Annotated in this window: 20 protein-coding genes; all 20 read right to left on the bottom strand. The window is 54.5% G+C overall.

Going from position 1 to position 16,417, the window contains the following annotated elements; translation table 11 throughout:
• Window positions 1-62 precede the first annotated feature (62 nt).
• Complete coding sequence (gene nikR, locus SK32_RS18705; RefSeq protein WP_005121550.1) at window positions 63-464, bottom strand: nickel-responsive transcriptional regulator NikR; 402 nt, start codon at window positions 462-464, stop codon at window positions 63-65.
• A gap of 49 nt (window positions 465-513) precedes the next feature.
• Window positions 514-1,092 carry a 4'-phosphopantetheinyl transferase AcpT gene (gene acpT / locus SK32_RS18700; protein WP_048213608.1) on the bottom strand — a complete coding sequence of 193 codons (579 nt, stop codon included), beginning with the start codon at window positions 1,090-1,092 and terminating at the stop codon, window positions 514-516.
• A 1-nt stretch (window position 1,093) separates the two neighbouring features.
• On the bottom strand, window positions 1,094-2,323 hold the full coding sequence (locus SK32_RS18695; RefSeq protein ID WP_048213607.1) for a beta-ketoacyl-ACP synthase: 1,230 nt from the start codon (window positions 2,321-2,323) through the stop codon (window positions 1,094-1,096).
• Window positions 2,320-3,051 (bottom strand): 3-ketoacyl-ACP reductase FabG2, encoded by a 732-nt coding sequence (locus SK32_RS18690; protein ID WP_048213606.1) that lies wholly within the window; start codon window positions 3,049-3,051, stop codon window positions 2,320-2,322. Before SK32_RS18690 ends, SK32_RS18695 begins: the two co-directional genes overlap by 4 nt.
• The gene (locus SK32_RS18685) at window positions 3,048-3,524 is read right to left on the bottom strand and encodes a hotdog family protein (protein WP_048213605.1); all 477 of its coding nucleotides are present in this window, start codon (window positions 3,522-3,524) and stop codon (window positions 3,048-3,050) included. The genes SK32_RS18690 and SK32_RS18685 overlap by 4 nt, the downstream gene beginning before the upstream one ends.
• Window positions 3,521-4,690, bottom strand: a complete 1,170-nt coding sequence (locus SK32_RS18680; protein WP_048213604.1) for a beta-ketoacyl-[acyl-carrier-protein] synthase family protein — start codon at window positions 4,688-4,690, stop codon at window positions 3,521-3,523. The genes SK32_RS18685 and SK32_RS18680 overlap by 4 nt, the downstream gene beginning before the upstream one ends.
• A gap of 1 nt (window position 4,691) precedes the next feature.
• Window positions 4,692-5,303 (bottom strand): DUF3261 domain-containing protein, encoded by a 612-nt coding sequence (locus SK32_RS18675; protein WP_071887398.1) that lies wholly within the window; start codon window positions 5,301-5,303, stop codon window positions 4,692-4,694.
• A complete protein-coding gene (locus SK32_RS18670) occupies window positions 5,300-7,618 on the bottom strand; it encodes an MMPL family transporter (RefSeq protein ID WP_048213603.1) in 2,319 nt (772 codons plus the stop codon). The genes SK32_RS18675 and SK32_RS18670 overlap by 4 nt, the downstream gene beginning before the upstream one ends.
• Window positions 7,587-8,192 (bottom strand): LolA family protein, encoded by a 606-nt coding sequence (locus tag SK32_RS18665; protein ID WP_048213602.1) that lies wholly within the window; start codon window positions 8,190-8,192, stop codon window positions 7,587-7,589. The genes SK32_RS18670 and SK32_RS18665 overlap by 32 nt, the downstream gene beginning before the upstream one ends.
• Entirely contained in the window at window positions 8,189-8,611 is a 423-nt protein-coding gene (locus SK32_RS18660) for an acyl-CoA thioesterase (protein ID WP_048213601.1), read from the bottom strand. The genes SK32_RS18665 and SK32_RS18660 overlap by 4 nt, the downstream gene beginning before the upstream one ends.
• A gap of 3 nt (window positions 8,612-8,614) precedes the next feature.
• The gene (locus tag SK32_RS18655; protein ID WP_048213600.1) at window positions 8,615-10,306 is read right to left on the bottom strand and encodes a glycosyltransferase family 2 protein; all 1,692 of its coding nucleotides are present in this window, start codon (window positions 10,304-10,306) and stop codon (window positions 8,615-8,617) included.
• Window positions 10,297-10,650 (bottom strand): ApeI family dehydratase, encoded by a 354-nt coding sequence (locus SK32_RS18650; protein WP_048213599.1) that lies wholly within the window; start codon window positions 10,648-10,650, stop codon window positions 10,297-10,299. The genes SK32_RS18655 and SK32_RS18650 overlap by 10 nt, the downstream gene beginning before the upstream one ends.
• The gene (locus tag SK32_RS18645; protein ID WP_048213598.1) at window positions 10,637-11,998 is read right to left on the bottom strand and encodes an AMP-binding protein; all 1,362 of its coding nucleotides are present in this window, start codon (window positions 11,996-11,998) and stop codon (window positions 10,637-10,639) included. The genes SK32_RS18650 and SK32_RS18645 overlap by 14 nt, the downstream gene beginning before the upstream one ends.
• Window positions 11,995-12,576: a COG4648 family protein gene (locus SK32_RS18640; RefSeq protein WP_048213597.1), complete on the bottom strand. Its 582-nt coding sequence runs from the start codon at window positions 12,574-12,576 to the stop codon at window positions 11,995-11,997. The genes SK32_RS18645 and SK32_RS18640 overlap by 4 nt, the downstream gene beginning before the upstream one ends.
• A 6-nt stretch (window positions 12,577-12,582) precedes the next feature.
• A complete protein-coding gene (locus tag SK32_RS18635; protein WP_005121566.1) occupies window positions 12,583-12,834 on the bottom strand; it encodes an acyl carrier protein in 252 nt (83 codons plus the stop codon).
• A 12-nt stretch (window positions 12,835-12,846) separates the two neighbouring features.
• Window positions 12,847-13,104 (bottom strand): phosphopantetheine-binding protein, encoded by a 258-nt coding sequence (locus SK32_RS18630; protein ID WP_048213596.1) that lies wholly within the window; start codon window positions 13,102-13,104, stop codon window positions 12,847-12,849.
• Window positions 13,085-13,900 (bottom strand): lysophospholipid acyltransferase family protein, encoded by an 816-nt coding sequence (locus SK32_RS18625; protein ID WP_048213595.1) that lies wholly within the window; start codon window positions 13,898-13,900, stop codon window positions 13,085-13,087. The genes SK32_RS18630 and SK32_RS18625 overlap by 20 nt, the downstream gene beginning before the upstream one ends.
• Window positions 13,897-14,619, bottom strand: coding sequence for a beta-ketoacyl synthase chain length factor (locus SK32_RS18620; RefSeq protein WP_048213594.1), 723 nt, complete (start codon window positions 14,617-14,619; stop codon window positions 13,897-13,899). The genes SK32_RS18625 and SK32_RS18620 overlap by 4 nt, the downstream gene beginning before the upstream one ends.
• A 40-nt stretch (window positions 14,620-14,659) precedes the next feature.
• On the bottom strand, window positions 14,660-15,721 hold the full coding sequence (locus tag SK32_RS18615; RefSeq protein ID WP_048213593.1) for a class I SAM-dependent methyltransferase: 1,062 nt from the start codon (window positions 15,719-15,721) through the stop codon (window positions 14,660-14,662).
• 68 nt (window positions 15,722-15,789) lie between these two features.
• Entirely contained in the window at window positions 15,790-16,167 is a 378-nt protein-coding gene (locus SK32_RS18610) for a hypothetical protein (RefSeq protein WP_122973906.1), read from the bottom strand.
• Window positions 16,168-16,417: the final 250 nt, after the last annotated feature.

The raw sequence follows: 16,417 nt of genomic DNA, 5'->3' as shown, positions 1-16,417 counted from the left end.
CCTACAAACGAGAACGGGTGTAGGCCGGGCAAGCGAAGCGCCCCCGGCAACGAAACAGGTAATTACTCTTCTTTCGGCAGGCACTGCAAATGACCGTGGCGCACTCCGCGCTGGGAAATCACATCATCGGCAAAATGCTGAACATCGCCCATGTCGCCTTTTAGTACGGCGATTTCCAGGCAGTCGTCATGGTTGATGTGAACGTGTAGCGTAGCGACCGATAAATCATGGTGATGGTGCTGCGTCGAAACAATGCGGCTGGCCAAATCACGCTTCTCATGTTCATAAACATACGAGAGTACCGCGAAGCCCTGAGTGCCATGCTCCTGGGTCGTTTCCTGCGCCAGCGCACCACGCAAAATATCGCGAATCGCTTCAGAACGGTTGTTGTAACCACGGCGCTGGCTCAGGCTATCCAGCGTTTCCAGTAAATCGTCATCGAGAGTAATGGTGACTCGTTGCATCTGCAGTTAACCTTTCATGTCGCGCGTCGGCGCACAGGGAATGCGGGAGTTACAGCCTCTGCACGGCGTCGGCTGTCAGGGTAAATGGCGTTGGCGTGCACACGGCCAGACTCAGGGTTTCGAGCTGGCACTGGCTAACGGAGAGCGAGGATGTCAGTGTAGTGCTATCGACGCTGACAATTTGCCAGGCGCTGCCGCCACGCTGCTTAACGATGGCTTCTTTGCGCGTCCAGATGCGCCAGAAAGCCGCCAGTTGGTGTTCCGGATGTTCTGCTTCGATTTCGGCATGTTCCCCAAGACTGAACACCGTATTCGCCAGCGTCTTCCAGTTTTCGCGCGGGCGCACGACTTCAATATCGCAGCCCACTTCCCCTTCGTCGCTAAGCAGCAGAGCAATGTCATCACCGCTGTGGCTAAGATTGAACCACAGCGGCGTGTCGGCTGAAAAGGCCGGTTTTCCTTGCTCGCCGTAGACGATATCAGGCAATGGGGAAAGGGCATGGGAAAGCAGCACGCGGCCAGCCAACCAGCGTGCGCGGCGAGCACCCTGCGGTGCCTGCTCATAGAGCGCATGAGGCAGCACGCCGGTGCTTAAATCAGAAACTTTCCCTAGAACGATCCGGTACATATCACGGCCAACGTTTGATGATGATAGAAGTATTGATGCCGCCAAACGCAAAGTTATTGCTCTGCAAAAACTCGCAATCAATCTTGCGGGCTTCACCCATAATGTAATCCAGCGCGCCACAATTGGCATCTGGCTGACTCAAATTCAGCGTAGGCGCAAACCAGCCTTCACGCATCATTTGCAGACTCATCCAGGCCTCCAGTGCGCCACAAGCGCCAAGGGTATGCCCAAAATAGCTTTTAAGCGAGGATAGCGGCACATTATCACCATAAATTGCGGCAGTCGCCTGACTTTCTGCAATATCGCCACGATCGGTAGCGGTACCGTGCGCTGAAATATAGCCGATATCCCGGGCGCTAATACCGGCCATGCTCAGCGATTTTTCCATGCAAATCTGCATTGTCTCACGCTGTGGCTGGGTGATATGGGCAGCATCGCAGTTAGTGGCAAAGCCGACGATTTCACCGTAAATCGTTGCTCCGCGCGCTTTAGCGTGTTCCAACTCTTCCAGCACCAGCGTACCAGCACCTTCCCCGATGACCAGACCATCGCGTTTTTCATCGAATGGGGAGGGGGTGGTTTTCGGTTCGTCGTTGCGCTGGCTGGTGGCGAACAGCGTATCAAATACGGCGGCTTCGGAAGGGCACAGTTCTTCTGCACCGCCGGCAACCATCACCGTTTGATAACCGTGTCGGATGGCTTCCCATGCGTAACCAATTGCCTGGCTACCGGAGGTGCAGGCGCTGGATGTCGGGATGACTCGCCCACGCAGGCCGAAAAACAATCCGGTGTTAACAGCCGTGGTGTGCGGCATCATTTGCACGTAGGTCGTGCCGGTGATGTTATTGGTGTGCTTCTCGGTCAGCATGGTCGCGAACTCACTCACCGGCCCGGTGCTGCCTGTGGAGGAACCGTATGCTATTCCGGTTTCACCGTTGGTCAGTACCCGATCGCCAATCAGTCCGGCTTGTTCTAACGCCAGTTCTGATGCGCGAGTGGACATCAGCGACACGCGACCCATGGCGCGAATGCGCTTGCGGGTATAGTGTTCCGGCAGAGTGAAGTTATCGATCGGCGCACCCAACAGCGTGTGCAGTCCGTCATAAACCTGCCACTCCGGCATTTTGCGTACCGCATTTTCATACGCCAATAGCCTGGCTGAGACATCCTGCCAGTTTTCGCCAAAGGCGGTGACGCCGCCCATGCCTGTAATCACGACACGACGTGTCATAACATCCCTCCATTGATGGAAATCACCTGGCGAGTGACATAGCCCGCCACATCCGACATTAAATAACTGGCAAGCCCGGCCACTTCTTCAGCCTGACCTATCCGTTTCATGGGGATCATCGACATCGCCTCTTTCAATGCGGCTTCTTCCATCTCGATCATCCCGGTATCAATCAGTCCTGGTGCAATACAGTTTACGGTAATTTTGCGTTTTGCCAGTTCGATGGCCAGCGCTTTGGTGGCGCCAATAATACCGGCTTTTGCTGCACTGTAATTAACCTGACCGCGGTTGCCCATCACGCCGGATACCGAAGACAGTGTGATGATACGACCCCCCTGGCGTGCGCTAATCATCGGCATAATGCACGGATGAATGACGTTGTAAAAGCTGTCGAGGTTGGTGTGGATCACCGCATCCCAGTCGTTATCGCTGAGCGCAGGGAAGGCGGCATCACGCGTTACCCCGGCGTTGCTGACAATGCCGTACCATGCGCCGTTAACCTCAATATCGTGCTCCAGTACTTCACGGCATTGCTCGCGATTGGCAACGTCAAACGTCAACAGACGCCCTGCGCCGCCAGCGGCGAGGATAGCCTCCAGCGTGTCTTGTGCACCTTGTGCATCGCGATGATAGTGCACGCCGACCACAAAGCCGTCTGCCGCCAGTTGTCTGGCGATGGCGCGACCGATACCTTTGCTGGCACCCGTAACTAAAACTGAACGACTCATGTGGACGCTCCTTGTTGAAATAGCGTGTTAATTTCTTCTGTTGTCGGCTGGAAGGTGTTGACGCGACCGGTTGCCAGCGTCTTGTTGTCTGCCTGAATGACGCATTCAAAGCTACCGAATCGTGCATCCTGCATCAGCAATTTGACATGGATGCTCAGCCGCTTCCCGGCAGGCAGAACACCCGCAGCACAGACTAACTCGCGTGCGCCCAGCACCATACCTAATGCAATACTCGCCTGACCGTGTTGCTGGCGGTGCCAGCCAGACCAGACGCCAATGGTCTGCGCCATTAATTCCAGTGCGAACCAGCCGGGCAGATTGCCATCGGGGTCGAGGAAAGGGGCCAGTACGCTGTTTGCCGATACCGTCACGTGGCAGGTGGCGGTTTCGTCCGCCACACTGACGACCTCTTCAAGGAGCAGCATCGGCGCGTCATGCGGTAAATAATCGCCCGGTGATAAATAGTGGCTCATGAGATTCTCCCGAGCAGGATGCTGGCATTATTACCGCCGAAGGCGAACGAGTTAGATAAGATTACCGGGCGAGTCAGCGGCTGCGGTTGTTCAATGATGCCGCAGGGTGGCAATGTTTCATCGCGCGGCGACTGGCTAAAATCCTGCGGTGGCAGGGGCAGGTTGCGTTGCAGAATCAGCATACTGATTGCTGCTTCGGTGATCCCGGCCGCGCCCAGCGTGTGCCCGGTCAGGTGTTTGGTTGAACTGCATGGGACCGTGTCGCCAAATAGCGTGCTTACGACGTTGGACTCAATCTGATCGTTGAGCGGAGTGGCCGTTCCGTGCAGATTGATATAGCCCACGTGTTCCGGTGTCATTCTTGCGTCGTTAAGTGCCTGGCCTATGGCGCGAATGGCACCTTCTCCCTGCGGGTGGGGAGCCGAAATATGGTATGCATCGCTGGATTCGCCGACGCCCAGCAGCGCAATGGGCTGTGGCTCGCGGGTTAATACCATCAAGGCGGCGCCTTCGCCGATGGTGATCCCACTGCGGTCGCGGCCAAACGGCTGACATCGCGTTGGGGAGAGCGATTCCAGACTGTGGAAACCGTTGATGGGCATCCGACTTAGCGTATCTGCACCGCCGACAATGGCAATATCCACCAGACCAGATTCGATTAAGCGACGCCCGCTCATGATAGCCCGTGCACTGGACGAGCAGGCGGTTGAGAGCGTAAAGGCCGGGCCATCCAGCGCCAGCCAGTGGCTAAGAAAACGCGACGGATCGCCCAGTTCCTGCTGCGGGTAGCGCCAGTCGGTGCTCTCTTTGTCGTTGAGCATCAGATCAACGTGAACGTCACCTTCATTCAGACCGGAGGTGCTGGTGCCGAGAACGACAGCAATACGATCGCGGCCAAACCGGGCGATAGCGTCGTCTACCTGTGGCTGGATTTGTGCCAGTGCAGCCAGCAGTAGCTGGTTATTGCGCGAACGATGTGCGCTAAATTGCTGAGGGATCGCGGGCAGATCACCGTCTACACCTGCTAATACGGCGGGTGGATGTCCTTGTAGCCAGTTCGCGCGCGGACGCATTCCCGGCGCTATGCCACGTGTGAGGTTGGCGGCGATTTCATCGGTGTTATTGCCCAACGCGTTAATCATGCCAACGGCAGAAATGTAGATCATCTCAGTCACCCAGGTATTGAATGGTGATGTGGTATTTAAATACGTGCTGCTCAATGCTGATCGGTTCGCGTTTTCCTTTGCGATTCAGATACGTGATTTCCGTGACCAGTTTGCCGCGGCTATTGCGCAGTTCACGTGTATCGCCCGTATCGACGAGCGTCCAGCCTTGAGGTAATTGCGGTTGCCAGGCGCTAATTGGCCAATGACTAAGCATCACGTCAGCCAGCACCTGGCTTGCGGGCGGCAGTTGCGGAACGATGATCGATTGTTCGGTGTGCAATCCTTTTTCATCGTAAGTCACGAGGAACAGGCGAATGCCAACTGATGACAACCCGGCCAGTGTGATTTTCTTATCATCAGCATTAAGCATGACCAACAGCGACTGCGTTTTGCCGTTAAAACTTCCGGTCAGCAGCTGTTGTGAATTCACCGCGGGAGAAATCCCCGGAGCAGGTAGCGTCACACGTGTTCCCGGCTCTAACCAGGCTTGCGGGCGGCCTTGCTGTTCCGGCTGTGTGTGGCTGCAACCGGCAAGAATCAGTGCGGCGAGCGCTATCATTAACGGCCTGATAAGGCGAATCCGCCACCCGGCAAAAAATGTCGATAACATCATCTTTTTTTCTTCTCTCTTTTCGTTGGCATCGCCAGCGGTGACAGCAAAAATGCAGTGAAAATACCGCTCACCAATACAATGCCAAAACTGCTGATTGCCTGAGTGGCACTAAAGACCAGCATGCCGAGCGTCAGGAGCGTAGTCATCATCGCCAGTGTGATAGCCAGTAGCGACGTCAGTGGCGTACCGCGTGGATTACTGAAAAACAGCGTGTAGTTAATGCCAATCCCCAGCACCAGCACCAGTGCCAGCAGCGAGAACAGGTTGAGCGCGTGCCCACTCAGAGCCAGTACCGCCAGACCACAACCTAAAGACAGCACCGAGGGGACCAGGCTAATAAAGCCTTTACGCCAGCCAAGTCGAATGACGGCGCCACTGGCAATTACTGCCAGCGCAACGCATAGCAAGCCCGTCAGAATATGGCGATACAGCGCAAACAGAGTGTCAAAGCTGCTCTTACGATCCACCCACGTAACGCCGGAATATTTTGTGCTGAGCGTGTTTAAAGCATCACTTTGTTTCACTCCTTCAACGGGAACCAGCACGCTGCTTTCACCGTCTGCCAGCGACAGCCACAGTAAGCGCCAGCCTTCACTGGCCGGGCTGGAAAGCCAGGCATCGACGGTGACCGGCATAGCGCTAAGATCGGGTTTCACCGTTGTCAGCCCGGCGCTGTTTAAGGCTTTTGTGACGGCGGGCGCGGCATCTTTTAACAGGGTGAGATCCTGCTGCTGCCGGGCGAGCGAATTTAACGGAATAGTGCGATATCCGCTGAGTAATCCGTCTTTTTTTGCCTCTTCCAGCGCGGGAGTAAAGGCTTCCAGTCGCTCCAGCGTTTGTTGAGCGGATTTGCCGTACACGACAAACCACTTCTGGTCGACGCTTTGCCCGGTCAGGGCGGTAATTGCTTTTTCCTGAGCGAGAATGTCCTGCGGCAGCGCCTGTAACTGGGAGATATCATCGTCTACGCGTAGCGTTGCCATGCCTGCCAACGAGAACAACGCGAGCGCCACCGGTAGGCCAACGGATAATTTCTTATTCCGCCGCCAGGCGGCAAGCCAGCGTAGCATGAGTACCATTGCCGGAACCGGGCGCACCGGCAACCTGTGACACAACCATGGGTGCCAGAAAATGACCGTCAGGCACGAGGCACTCAGACCCACCGCCGCGAATACCGCCATCTGGCGAATACCGGGGAAGGGGGCCAGCATCATAATCAGATAAGCCGCCACGGTAGTGAGCAGTGCCAGGAGCAGGGCATTGCGTACTTTGGCAAGGCTTTGCCATGGCGATGTTTCTGCACCGTGCACCATCCGCTCGGTCAAATAGTAGAGCGTATAATCGGCGGAAATACCGATGATGCTCATGCTCATCACCAGCGTCATCAGATGGAGTTCGCCAAAAATCAGCAACGTGACGACGGTTCCCGCCAGCGCGCCAATACCAATTGAAATCAGGCACATCAGCAGCGGACGCAGCGAACGAAACACGGCCACGATGAGCAGGATCACCCCGATCACGGTCGCTATGCCTAGGGTCGAGATATCCTGTTTCGCCTGCTGGCTGGCGTAATCGCTGTAGAACAGCGTTCCGCGAGACAGTAATTGTGCCTGCGGATAGTGGGCTTTGAACTCACCTTCCAGCGTATTCAGCGTGGTGACCAATTGGTGCGTCTGTTGCATATCAAACGATGAGCCGGTCAGCTCGCCATGTAACAGATACCAGTAGTTGCTTTGCTCGTCCTGAGTGACCAGCCAGCCGTCCATCAGGCGTAAACGCTGGCCATTTTTGGCCATGGCCAACTGCGAGCCGCGCATCAGCATGAGGGGATCGTTTTGCAACTCTTTGCCGCTGACACCGGAGAATGCGGAGTAAAGCTGGGACAGGATCCACTGGGCCTGGGCTTCGCCGCCGTTTTGCAGACGAGCGCGGGTATCGTTATCTATCAGGCCGTTACGGTGTTTCCAGAAGAAAGCCCCCCATGCCTGCTGGCTGTCGGTGTCCATCGGGCCTTTCACCTGGGCCAGCGCGTGCGATTTTTGCAGCAGCGTCAGCCAGTCTTGCGCCGCCGACGGGTCCGGTTGCTTACCGGGACTCACCAGCCAGACCAGTTGCCGGTCGAGGCGCTGCATAAAGCCTTCGTTCAGGCTCGGGGGAATGTCGCCCATTGCCTGTTTTGGCAGCATGGCCAGCACGCTGCTATTGAGCCTGGCCTGCGGGAGTAGCGTCAACAAGACGCCCAGCATAATCAGGCAGGCGAGCCCCCATAACAGCGCGGGACGTTTACTGGGCGGCAAAGCGTTGGCGTTCATCATCGGTCAGTTGCGCTGGCGTCAGTTGGTGTTGGGAAAGCGCGATATCGGTGCGATCGCCCTGCTTGTCATTGAGCTGAATGCTCTCCAGGTAGGTCTTGCCGGCTAAATCAATCGTCGCGAAAATCTTATCCAGTGGCGTGGTGATTGGCGTCAGGCGTAACGTCCAGCGCCCCTCCCCTACGTCGGTAAAGGTCACGCGGAAGTTTTGCTCCAGCACCTTACGATCCGCCTGGAATAATGCACGTAGCAGATGATTGAACTGGAACATTTGCGGGTTGTTTTCGGCGGTGATGGTCTGCGGTGGCTGACCGTTAATCACCTGAACCATCCGCTTATCATCAAGCAACAGTTGCATCGGGAACGGCGCGGTTTGGTCCCACAACAGACCCTGGTCACGGGCGATTAGCATTTTGCCCTGAGACCGCAGCGGCTGCGGCAGATCTTTTATCGTCCGGGTTTGATCGAAATGGGCGCGAACGACCGGCTGTTCGGTAAAACGCTGTTGCAGGTCATCAAGCGTCAGGGCGCTGACAAAAGGGCTGATGAGCAGCACCAACAATGGCCATAATTTCATGGCGTCACTCCCATTCGTTCAAACAAAATATCCGGGCTGACAAAGCACAGCTCACGGCTTTTTTCGTCCACGGCGACCTGGATGGTATAGCCCGTTGTGGCGCGTTTTCCTGTTTCAGCATCGAAAATGTCGTAGTCGATACGCAGGCGATTTTCGAACTCTTTAATACGGGCACGCACACGGATACGCTGCTCGAAAGTCAGGGCGTTGCGATACTTCACCCGGGTGTCGACCACGGGCCACAAATAGCCGGACGCTTTCATCTGCCGATAACCGTAATTGAATTGGTTCAGCAGTGCCTCGCGGGCAATCTCGAAATAGCGGAAGTAGTTGCCATGCCACGCTACACCCATCATATCGACGTCGTGAAACGGAATAGTCAGCTCGACTTCAGCCGTAAAGCGGGGATCGTTAAGCACCCTTTACTCCTTGTCTTTGGTGTCCGGCAACTGCCAGAAATCGAAAAAGTTAAACCAGTCGAGTGGCGACTGAAGTGCATAGTGCTCAAGGCGTTCGGCGTAGCGATCGACGCTATTCTGTAATGCCTGTTGTCGGGTGGCACGCGGCAAGAGCAGCGGGTCAGCAAATGGTTCGCAGTGGATGCGTAGTTTCTCCTGCTGGCGCAGGGCGAAAATCAGATCCACCGGACAGCGTAAAATAGACGCAAGAATGAACGGGCCCTGTGGGAAGGGCGCAACTTGCCCCATAAAGCGGCTCCAGCAGACACGCCATTCGCCGCCACGTTGGGTAGTGACTGCGATGCGATCGCCAACGATGGCGATCCATTCGCCACGATCCAGTTTCTCTTTGAGCAGAATGGCGGTATCCGGGCCAATATCGTTCACCGGTAGCAGGTTTAACCCAGCCTGCGGGGCCATCTCTTCCATAATTTTTTTAAAGCGTTGGGCGTTATCGCTAAATACCAGCGCATTGATTGTTTTACTGCCCTGTAGCTGGGCGAGTGCCCGACAGGCTTCGACATCGCCCAAATGTGAGGCCAGCAGCAGTTTTCCTCGCGGGTCGCTGACATTTAGCGTCTCTTCTGCGCCTGGTGCAAAAACAACATCGCGGCCGACGTGCAGCTCACCGCGCCAGCTGGCAATTTTATCCAGCATCGCGCCGCCAAAACGCAGGAAATGCTGATAACTGGTCAGGTTTGACGGTACTGGCATCCGGCGTGCGATCAGTTGCGCCCGTACGCGGCGAATCCAGCTCTGAGAGGCTTTTCGGGCAGTTGATGCGGTGAGCCAGTAAACGCCGACTACCGGATACAGTAGCAGGGAGAAGGCTTTGCGACCCAGTAAACGCCAGACCAGCAACATCAGACGCATTCCCCACAGCCCTTTGACTTCCTGCTGCTGCGCCCAGTGTGTTGATGAACGACGAAAAAGCAGGGAGGGGATGCGTGGCAACATGCCAAAAAACAGGCGAGTGTGCATTAATGAAATGCGCAGATTGTCTTTGAGCGCGTCAAAATGGGATAGCCCGTCCTGCGGATAGATGACTCGTGTGGGGATAAAATAGCTGGGGTTGCCTTGCCAGTAGAGACGCACCATTACTTCTGTATCAAAATCCATCCGTTTGCCGAGCGTCACGCGCTGTGCCAGTTGCAGTGTAGGTGTCACCGGATACACCCGGAAGCCGCACATGCTGTCTTTTAGCTGCATCGAGAGCGTTTCTATCCACACCCAGATGTGGGTTACCCAGCGTCCGTACAGGCGCGAGCGAGGGACAGAATCATCGTAAATCGGTTGCCCGGAAATGAGCGCTGCCGGATGTTCTTTTGCCAATGCAAGCAGCCTGGGAATATCTTCAATGGCATGCTGACCGTCGGCATCGACCTGCACGGCATGACTGAACCCGGCATCTGCCGCCGCCTGAATTCCGCTAATCACCGCCGCGCCTTTGCCTGCGTTGACCGGCAGGCGAATTAACGTCAGATTGCCGTATTCTGCCGCCAGGCGTGCCAGTTCATCTTGTGTGGTCTTGTCGCTGCCATCGTCCACCACAATGCAGGGGAGATTGAATGGCTGAAGACGATCCAATACGCCCGACATCATTGCGCCGTGGTTATAGCAGGGGATCAACACGCACGGGGAAAACGTCAGCGACATAACCGAATCTTCCCGCTGCTGGCGGTATGGCGCGCTTCACCGTCGTGGCGCTGATAACTAAAAGAGAGTATCTGACGTTCTTCCTGCCAGCTCAGACTCAGGGTGATGGTGGTTCCAGGCAATAGCGGTGACTGGAACTTCACGTTCTGAATACTGTGAAAACGCCAGCCAGGGACCAGCAACGTGGTGGCGTAATGCATCGCCCAATCCAGCTGTGCAACGCCTGGCAGTAGTGGCTGCACGGCAAAATGCCCGCTGAACCAAAACAGCGAAGGGTCGAGATGTAAAACAATCTCAGCCTGTTGAGGCTGTGCCTGATGGCGCTCGATTTCATGGGGTTTCATGAAATAACTCCTGTAATTGCGCATAGACACGCTTGTTCATACTGTTGACCGGAATCTCATCAATCACCCGCCAGTAGCGGGGAACGGCGACCGGCTCCAGCCAGGGCAACAGCGAACGTCGCCAGGTCAGTTCTTGCTGTTTTCCTCCGCACGCGAGCCAGCGTTGGTGGGTTTTGTCATCCAGTACCAGCAGGACGCCAACGCCCTGGCGTCCCCCGCGTGAGACCGGCAATGCCGCGACATCACGTATACCGTCCAGTGCCAGCAAGCGTTGCTCCACTTCGCTGAGTGAAATGCGTTTCTCTTCAATCTTGACGACTCGCCCGCGCCTGCCCATCAGGCGAAACTGACCATTTTCGGTAAATTGCAGAATATCATCCAGCAACAGGCCATCATCAGCGGTAATTAGCGGTGAAAATACACGAAACGCGTCATTTTCTGGCTGAAATCTGACGCCGGGAAAAGGCAGCCATGCCACATCATCTTGATGGCGATAACGCCACGCAAGGATCCCGGTTTCAGTGCTGCCGTAGATCTCATCGGGCCAGACATTCAGCCAGTCAGCAGCCTGTGCGACGTCCTGCCAGGGCAGCATACCGCCCGCAGACAGAATCAGTTCGACCGGCGGCGGTGCCAGGTGGTGGTCGAGGCGTTTCAGAAACGCCGGACTGCTGATAAACGCATACCGATGCTCATGGCTCAGCGCCGCCAGTTGTTCGGCATACCATAGCATTGCCGCGTGCAGCGGCAGACCTAAGGCCATTGGCAAGAAGATACGAAACGTCAGACCATACAGATGTTGCGGAACCACTGATGCGACCACCCGGCAACCTGCGAGACGATCGGCAAAGCGCGTCGCGAGCAATGCCGCTTCGCTATCCAGACGAGCGATCGGTTTGATCACGCGTTTCGGCTGGCCGGTCGAACCGGAAGTGAACAACTCCACAAAGGCGTCGCTGCGTATTGCCGGAAACGTGATGTCGTGGGTCACGGATGTCATGGCAGAACTGACCACCCGTAGCGTTCCCTGCCACTCCAGCGTTTTATCGCTCAGTACGCCGTCAAACAGCCTGTGCTGCTCGTTTAACAACGAAACGCGACAATGCCCAGGGATCACCGGCGTTTTGCCAGCATGTAGTGTGGCCAGCAGCGCGACGATAAATAAATAGCTGTTCTCGAAGCACAATGCCCAGCGCTCACCTTCCTGCTGCTGAAGGTATGTTATCAACTGGGCCACATCATGGCGCAGATGACCCAGCGTCCAGGTATGCTCTTCCTGCCACGCAACAGGGACGTCGTTCGGGCGTGGGTCACAGAGCCATTGCGCAAGTGTGAGGGGCTGCTTCATTGGGTATCTCGTTTTATCACCAGTTGGCGAACTAACCACTCGCCGGCCATCAATGTTCCCATCAGTAAATAGGAAACCATACCGTTCCAGGTCGTCCACAGGGTCATATCGCCATTCAGTGCGGTAAAGAGCGCAACGCTGCCGTTGATGATGAAAAAGGCGCACCAGATTTGTGTCACACGGCGTGTGTAGCGTACTCCTGCCTCGGGCAGATTTGGGTCGCGCAGCCGCGCCAGGCGTTCAACAATGGGCATCGCGGACCAAAGCGATCCGCCAAAAACCGACAGCATCACGGCGTTTACCACTACCGGATAAAACAGCAGCAACTGATGTGTTTTGAGCAGATAACTGGCAATGCACAACGTGATACCCGCAACCGCCACGACCTGTGTTACAACGCGCAACGGCCCCGCCTGTCGCCGGGTCTGGCGAAAGCGTAAAAAAAGGAGTAGCGCCATCAACGGTAGCAACCAGTGCAGACTGTTATGCGCAAGGCCAAACCAGATCAAAAACGGCCAGGCCAACAACAGTAGGCCTGTTAGCAGTTGTACGACTGGCAGCGAGCGAGTGCCCGACACGGTGAATTACGCTTCTTTGAGAAGGCGTTCTACCGCGTCGACGACATCTTGTACGGTGCGTACTGCTTTGAACTCTTCCGGTTTAATTTTCTTACCGGTTTTCTTTTGCAGATGCACGATCATGTCGACGGCGTCGATGCTGTCGAGTTCCAGATCTTCGTACAGGCGCGCCTCAGGCTTAATGTCCTGCGGGTCGACTTCAAATAGCTTGACCAGCAGTGATGAGACTTCTTCGTAAATGGCTTTTTGTTCGGTCATAACGGACTATCCTCAGGCACGTTGCGCGTGAATGAACGATGCCAGCGTGGCGACGGAGAAGAAGTGCTGGCGCATTTCTTCGCTCTCTGCTGAGAGGACCACGCCATACTCGTTTTTCACCGCCAGCCCAAGCTCCAGGGCGTCGATTGAGTCCAGACCTAATCCATCGCCAAAGAGTGCCGCTTCGGTATCAATATCGTCAGCTGTCAGTTCGTCGAGATTCAATGTCGTTATAATGAGATTTTTGATTTCAAGATAAAGCGCTTGCATCATTAATTCCTGAAAGAGGTAAAGTACCTGGTTGTAATTGAAGCAAAAGATGCCGGTTCAACTGCCTTGCGGCCAGCGCCGGTTCTTGTGAATTTGCGTCGTAAAATTGGTCGATCTTAACCCGTTCGTGTACTGAAACGGTAAACATGGGCTTTATCGATGGGACGTCGTACCATTTGCTTTCTTTATCCAGCATTTGTTCGCTGCAGTTTATGGTTACGATGCGTAAATCGCTGCTGCAGCGTACGGCGATATTCGCCGCACCACGCTGTAACGTCATTTCCTCTCCGGGGCGTGTACGGGTTCCCTCGGGGAAAATTAAAATGGTATCGCCTTGTTCCAGACGTTGCTGGCACGCGGGTAACAGCGCATCAGCCTGACTGTTAATCAGATAATCTGCTGCCCGGACCACGCCGCCAAGAAACGGGTTTTTTAGTAATGCGCTTTTCACCAGACAGTCGGTTTCTGGCATGACCGAGGCCAGTAGCACGTAGTCAATGAGCGTCGGATGATTGGCGACGACCAGGCACCCTTGTTCGTTGCGTAAAATGTCTCGTCCTGCAATCTGGTAATCCAGCACGCCAAGTCGCTTCGCCACCGTTAAAAAGAGGCGAAAACTGGCAGCAATGCTGCGTCTGGCGATACGCCGACGTCGGGCTTTATCCCATACTGCGATGAGCAATACGTTAAACCAGACAGTAGAAAGGAGCAGTCCACCGAGGCCAAACAGGGCAAAGCAAAAACCGGTCATCACCAGTCGCCATACCCAATTAAGCCGCAGGAAAATCGTGTTCATCCCTGACTCCACTGCCACTGTACGCGCTCGCCTGGCAGGGTAAACGCCGCGGTATCTTGCAAATAATGTTGTAAAAACAACAGGCTTTGTGGCAATGGCGTCTCACCTTGCGCGCAGTGTGGACGGGTTTCGCATTGCCAGCGATCACCGGATTCAATAACCAGCGCGACGGCAAACGGCCATGTCGGCATATCAGGCGGCAACTGTGGATGATAAAACTCGGGCAGAAAACCGTCGAAATCGACCATCAATACGCGCTGATATCCCGCCTGCAACAGCCCGATGACTTCGCATAGCCCCTGCTGGAACGTATCCCTGCCAGCGGAAAGCGAGGAGGAGACAATCGGCTTTTTCGCGGCGATGGTCAGGTTTCCCACAGCAGAATTATGCACAGAGAGGGCGAAATCGGTTGGTGAGAGAGCCTGCTCAGTCGCCAGGGCGTGCAGGATCCTGTAGTTACGCTCCAGCTCACCATGGCGGCTGGTGTACAACACGGCATCGATATCATGACGGCGTAGCATCGCCAGCCCGCAATCAACGGCCAGTTTGCTACCGGAGCTGAGGCGGCGAGCCGTCATCATCGGTAACTCGCTGAGTTTAGCCAATGGCGCGGTGGGATCGATGGCGTGCGAAAACCGTGACCATTCATGCCACTGTTCTGTTTCGCTTAATCCTGGCGCCTTGGCCTGCCAGTCGATAATGTTGAAAGCAAATTTCATCAACGCGTATCCGCGGTAAATCGGTTGTTCCGATTGTTTCTTATTTTTTCTTCTGACATATCAATAAAGTATGTCCAACACCTAAGTTGTCGTGGCGTTCATCTACCTGAAAACCTGCCTGATTCAGATAGTGATAAAACTTCTCTACGCTGTAGAAGCGGCTGTTGCCATTCGCCATACAGGTAAAATAAAGCGAAGACGCATTCAGGCTAAATGAGGCCGCTTCAAATTTTTGGGCATCCCAAAACAGTTCCATAATGCACAGCTTCGCGCCCGGTTTCATCACCCGAGCAATGTTGCTCAGAATGGCGATAATTTGTTCCGGGGAAAAACAGTCCAGAAATTGGCTCATCCACCAGATATCTGCCTCTGCGGGTAAAGGCGAGTCGCTAAGCATATCCACAGCATGGAAATTTATGCGATGGGATAATCCCGTATTTTCGATATTTTCGCGGGCAAGTGCAATTTGTTGCGGCAAATCTAATAGAGTGACTGCAATATTGTCATCATGTTGACAACAACGTAATGCCCATTTCCCGGTATTTCCGCCGATATCGTACAGGGTTGCAGGGGCGCTGGCGAATACATATGGCAATGCGGCATCAAATGCGCCATCTGAATAGTAATGATCGAAAGCGAACCAACTTTCACGCGCAGCCAGGGGTAATTGCGACAGTGCAGGATAGATTGTTGGCCAGTCGCCAAAAATTTTTAATCCCGCGGGCTTCCCTTCTTTCAGCGCATTCTCCAGATAGAACAGTCCCTGATAACAAACATCCTGGGTGAAATCCATATTCACACGCGTCATCGTGTCATGTAAAAGGAAGTGGCCGACTTTAGCGAGGTAATAATATCCTTCTTTGTGGGTAATAATTCGCCCACTTAACCCCATATCCAACAGGATGCTGGCGGCATATTCGTTGATGGTGCTGTTTTCGGTAATTTCGTCGAGCGTGGCGCCGCGTTTACCTTGCTTGTCCAGCCAGGTGAGTACTCCCGCATTTCGCAGACACAACGCGGTTTGAAAAAGCATAGGGGCAAAGGCGATACGTTGTGCTTCAGTAATGGCATCCAGTGCGCTAAGCGAATCCTGTTCGTACATGTGGGGACAACCTGTTAAATGGCAGAGAGTAAGAGTATCGGGCCTTTTCGGCCCGACTTTAGGCGTAATTACAGATTGGCACCGGCTGACAGATTGAGCTGGATGTCTTTATCCAGATTGCGTACCCAGCGGTTGTAGTTTTTATGAATTTTTCCACCAGAAGCCTGCAGGTTAAGGCTGCTGTCGTATTTAATGTCATAGCTGGTGGCGGTATAGGTGATACGGACTTCAGCCACATGATCGCGGGTTTGTTGGCGTGCTTTAATGACACCAGGACCGGCTTCAGACATGACCCATTGGCGTTGAATGCCCGCTTTCAGAATGGCGGTTTTAACCTGATCCTGAGTGTGCCCCGCGCTTACGCTGGTGTGAACTTGATCGATCGGCGCAGTACGTGCACATCCCGCCAGCGCACCGACAACGGCAATGGCCGCAAACCACTTAATATACTGTTTCATTAAAACTCCCTCTCAAAGTACTGTTTATACGTGTTTAATAATAAGCTTCGAAATAATGATCACCCTGCAGCTCCCGTGATTTTATTTAAGCTAAATCAGCATCTTATTTCACGTGTCCGATAGCAAGGCGATGAGGTTGCCGGATGGTAATATTCGGTGACTTTCTTCAACGGAAATTTTTCAGCGTAATCATCGGCGAGAAGTATAGATTTTTAGATAAAACGTATCAAATAAAATA

The organism is Citrobacter sp. MGH100 (genome assembly GCF_001034465.1).
Lineage (GTDB): Bacteria > Pseudomonadota > Gammaproteobacteria > Enterobacterales > Enterobacteriaceae > Citrobacter > Citrobacter youngae.
Note: the sequence above shows the minus strand (reverse complement) of the source record. Positions and strands in the feature narration are given on the sequence as shown.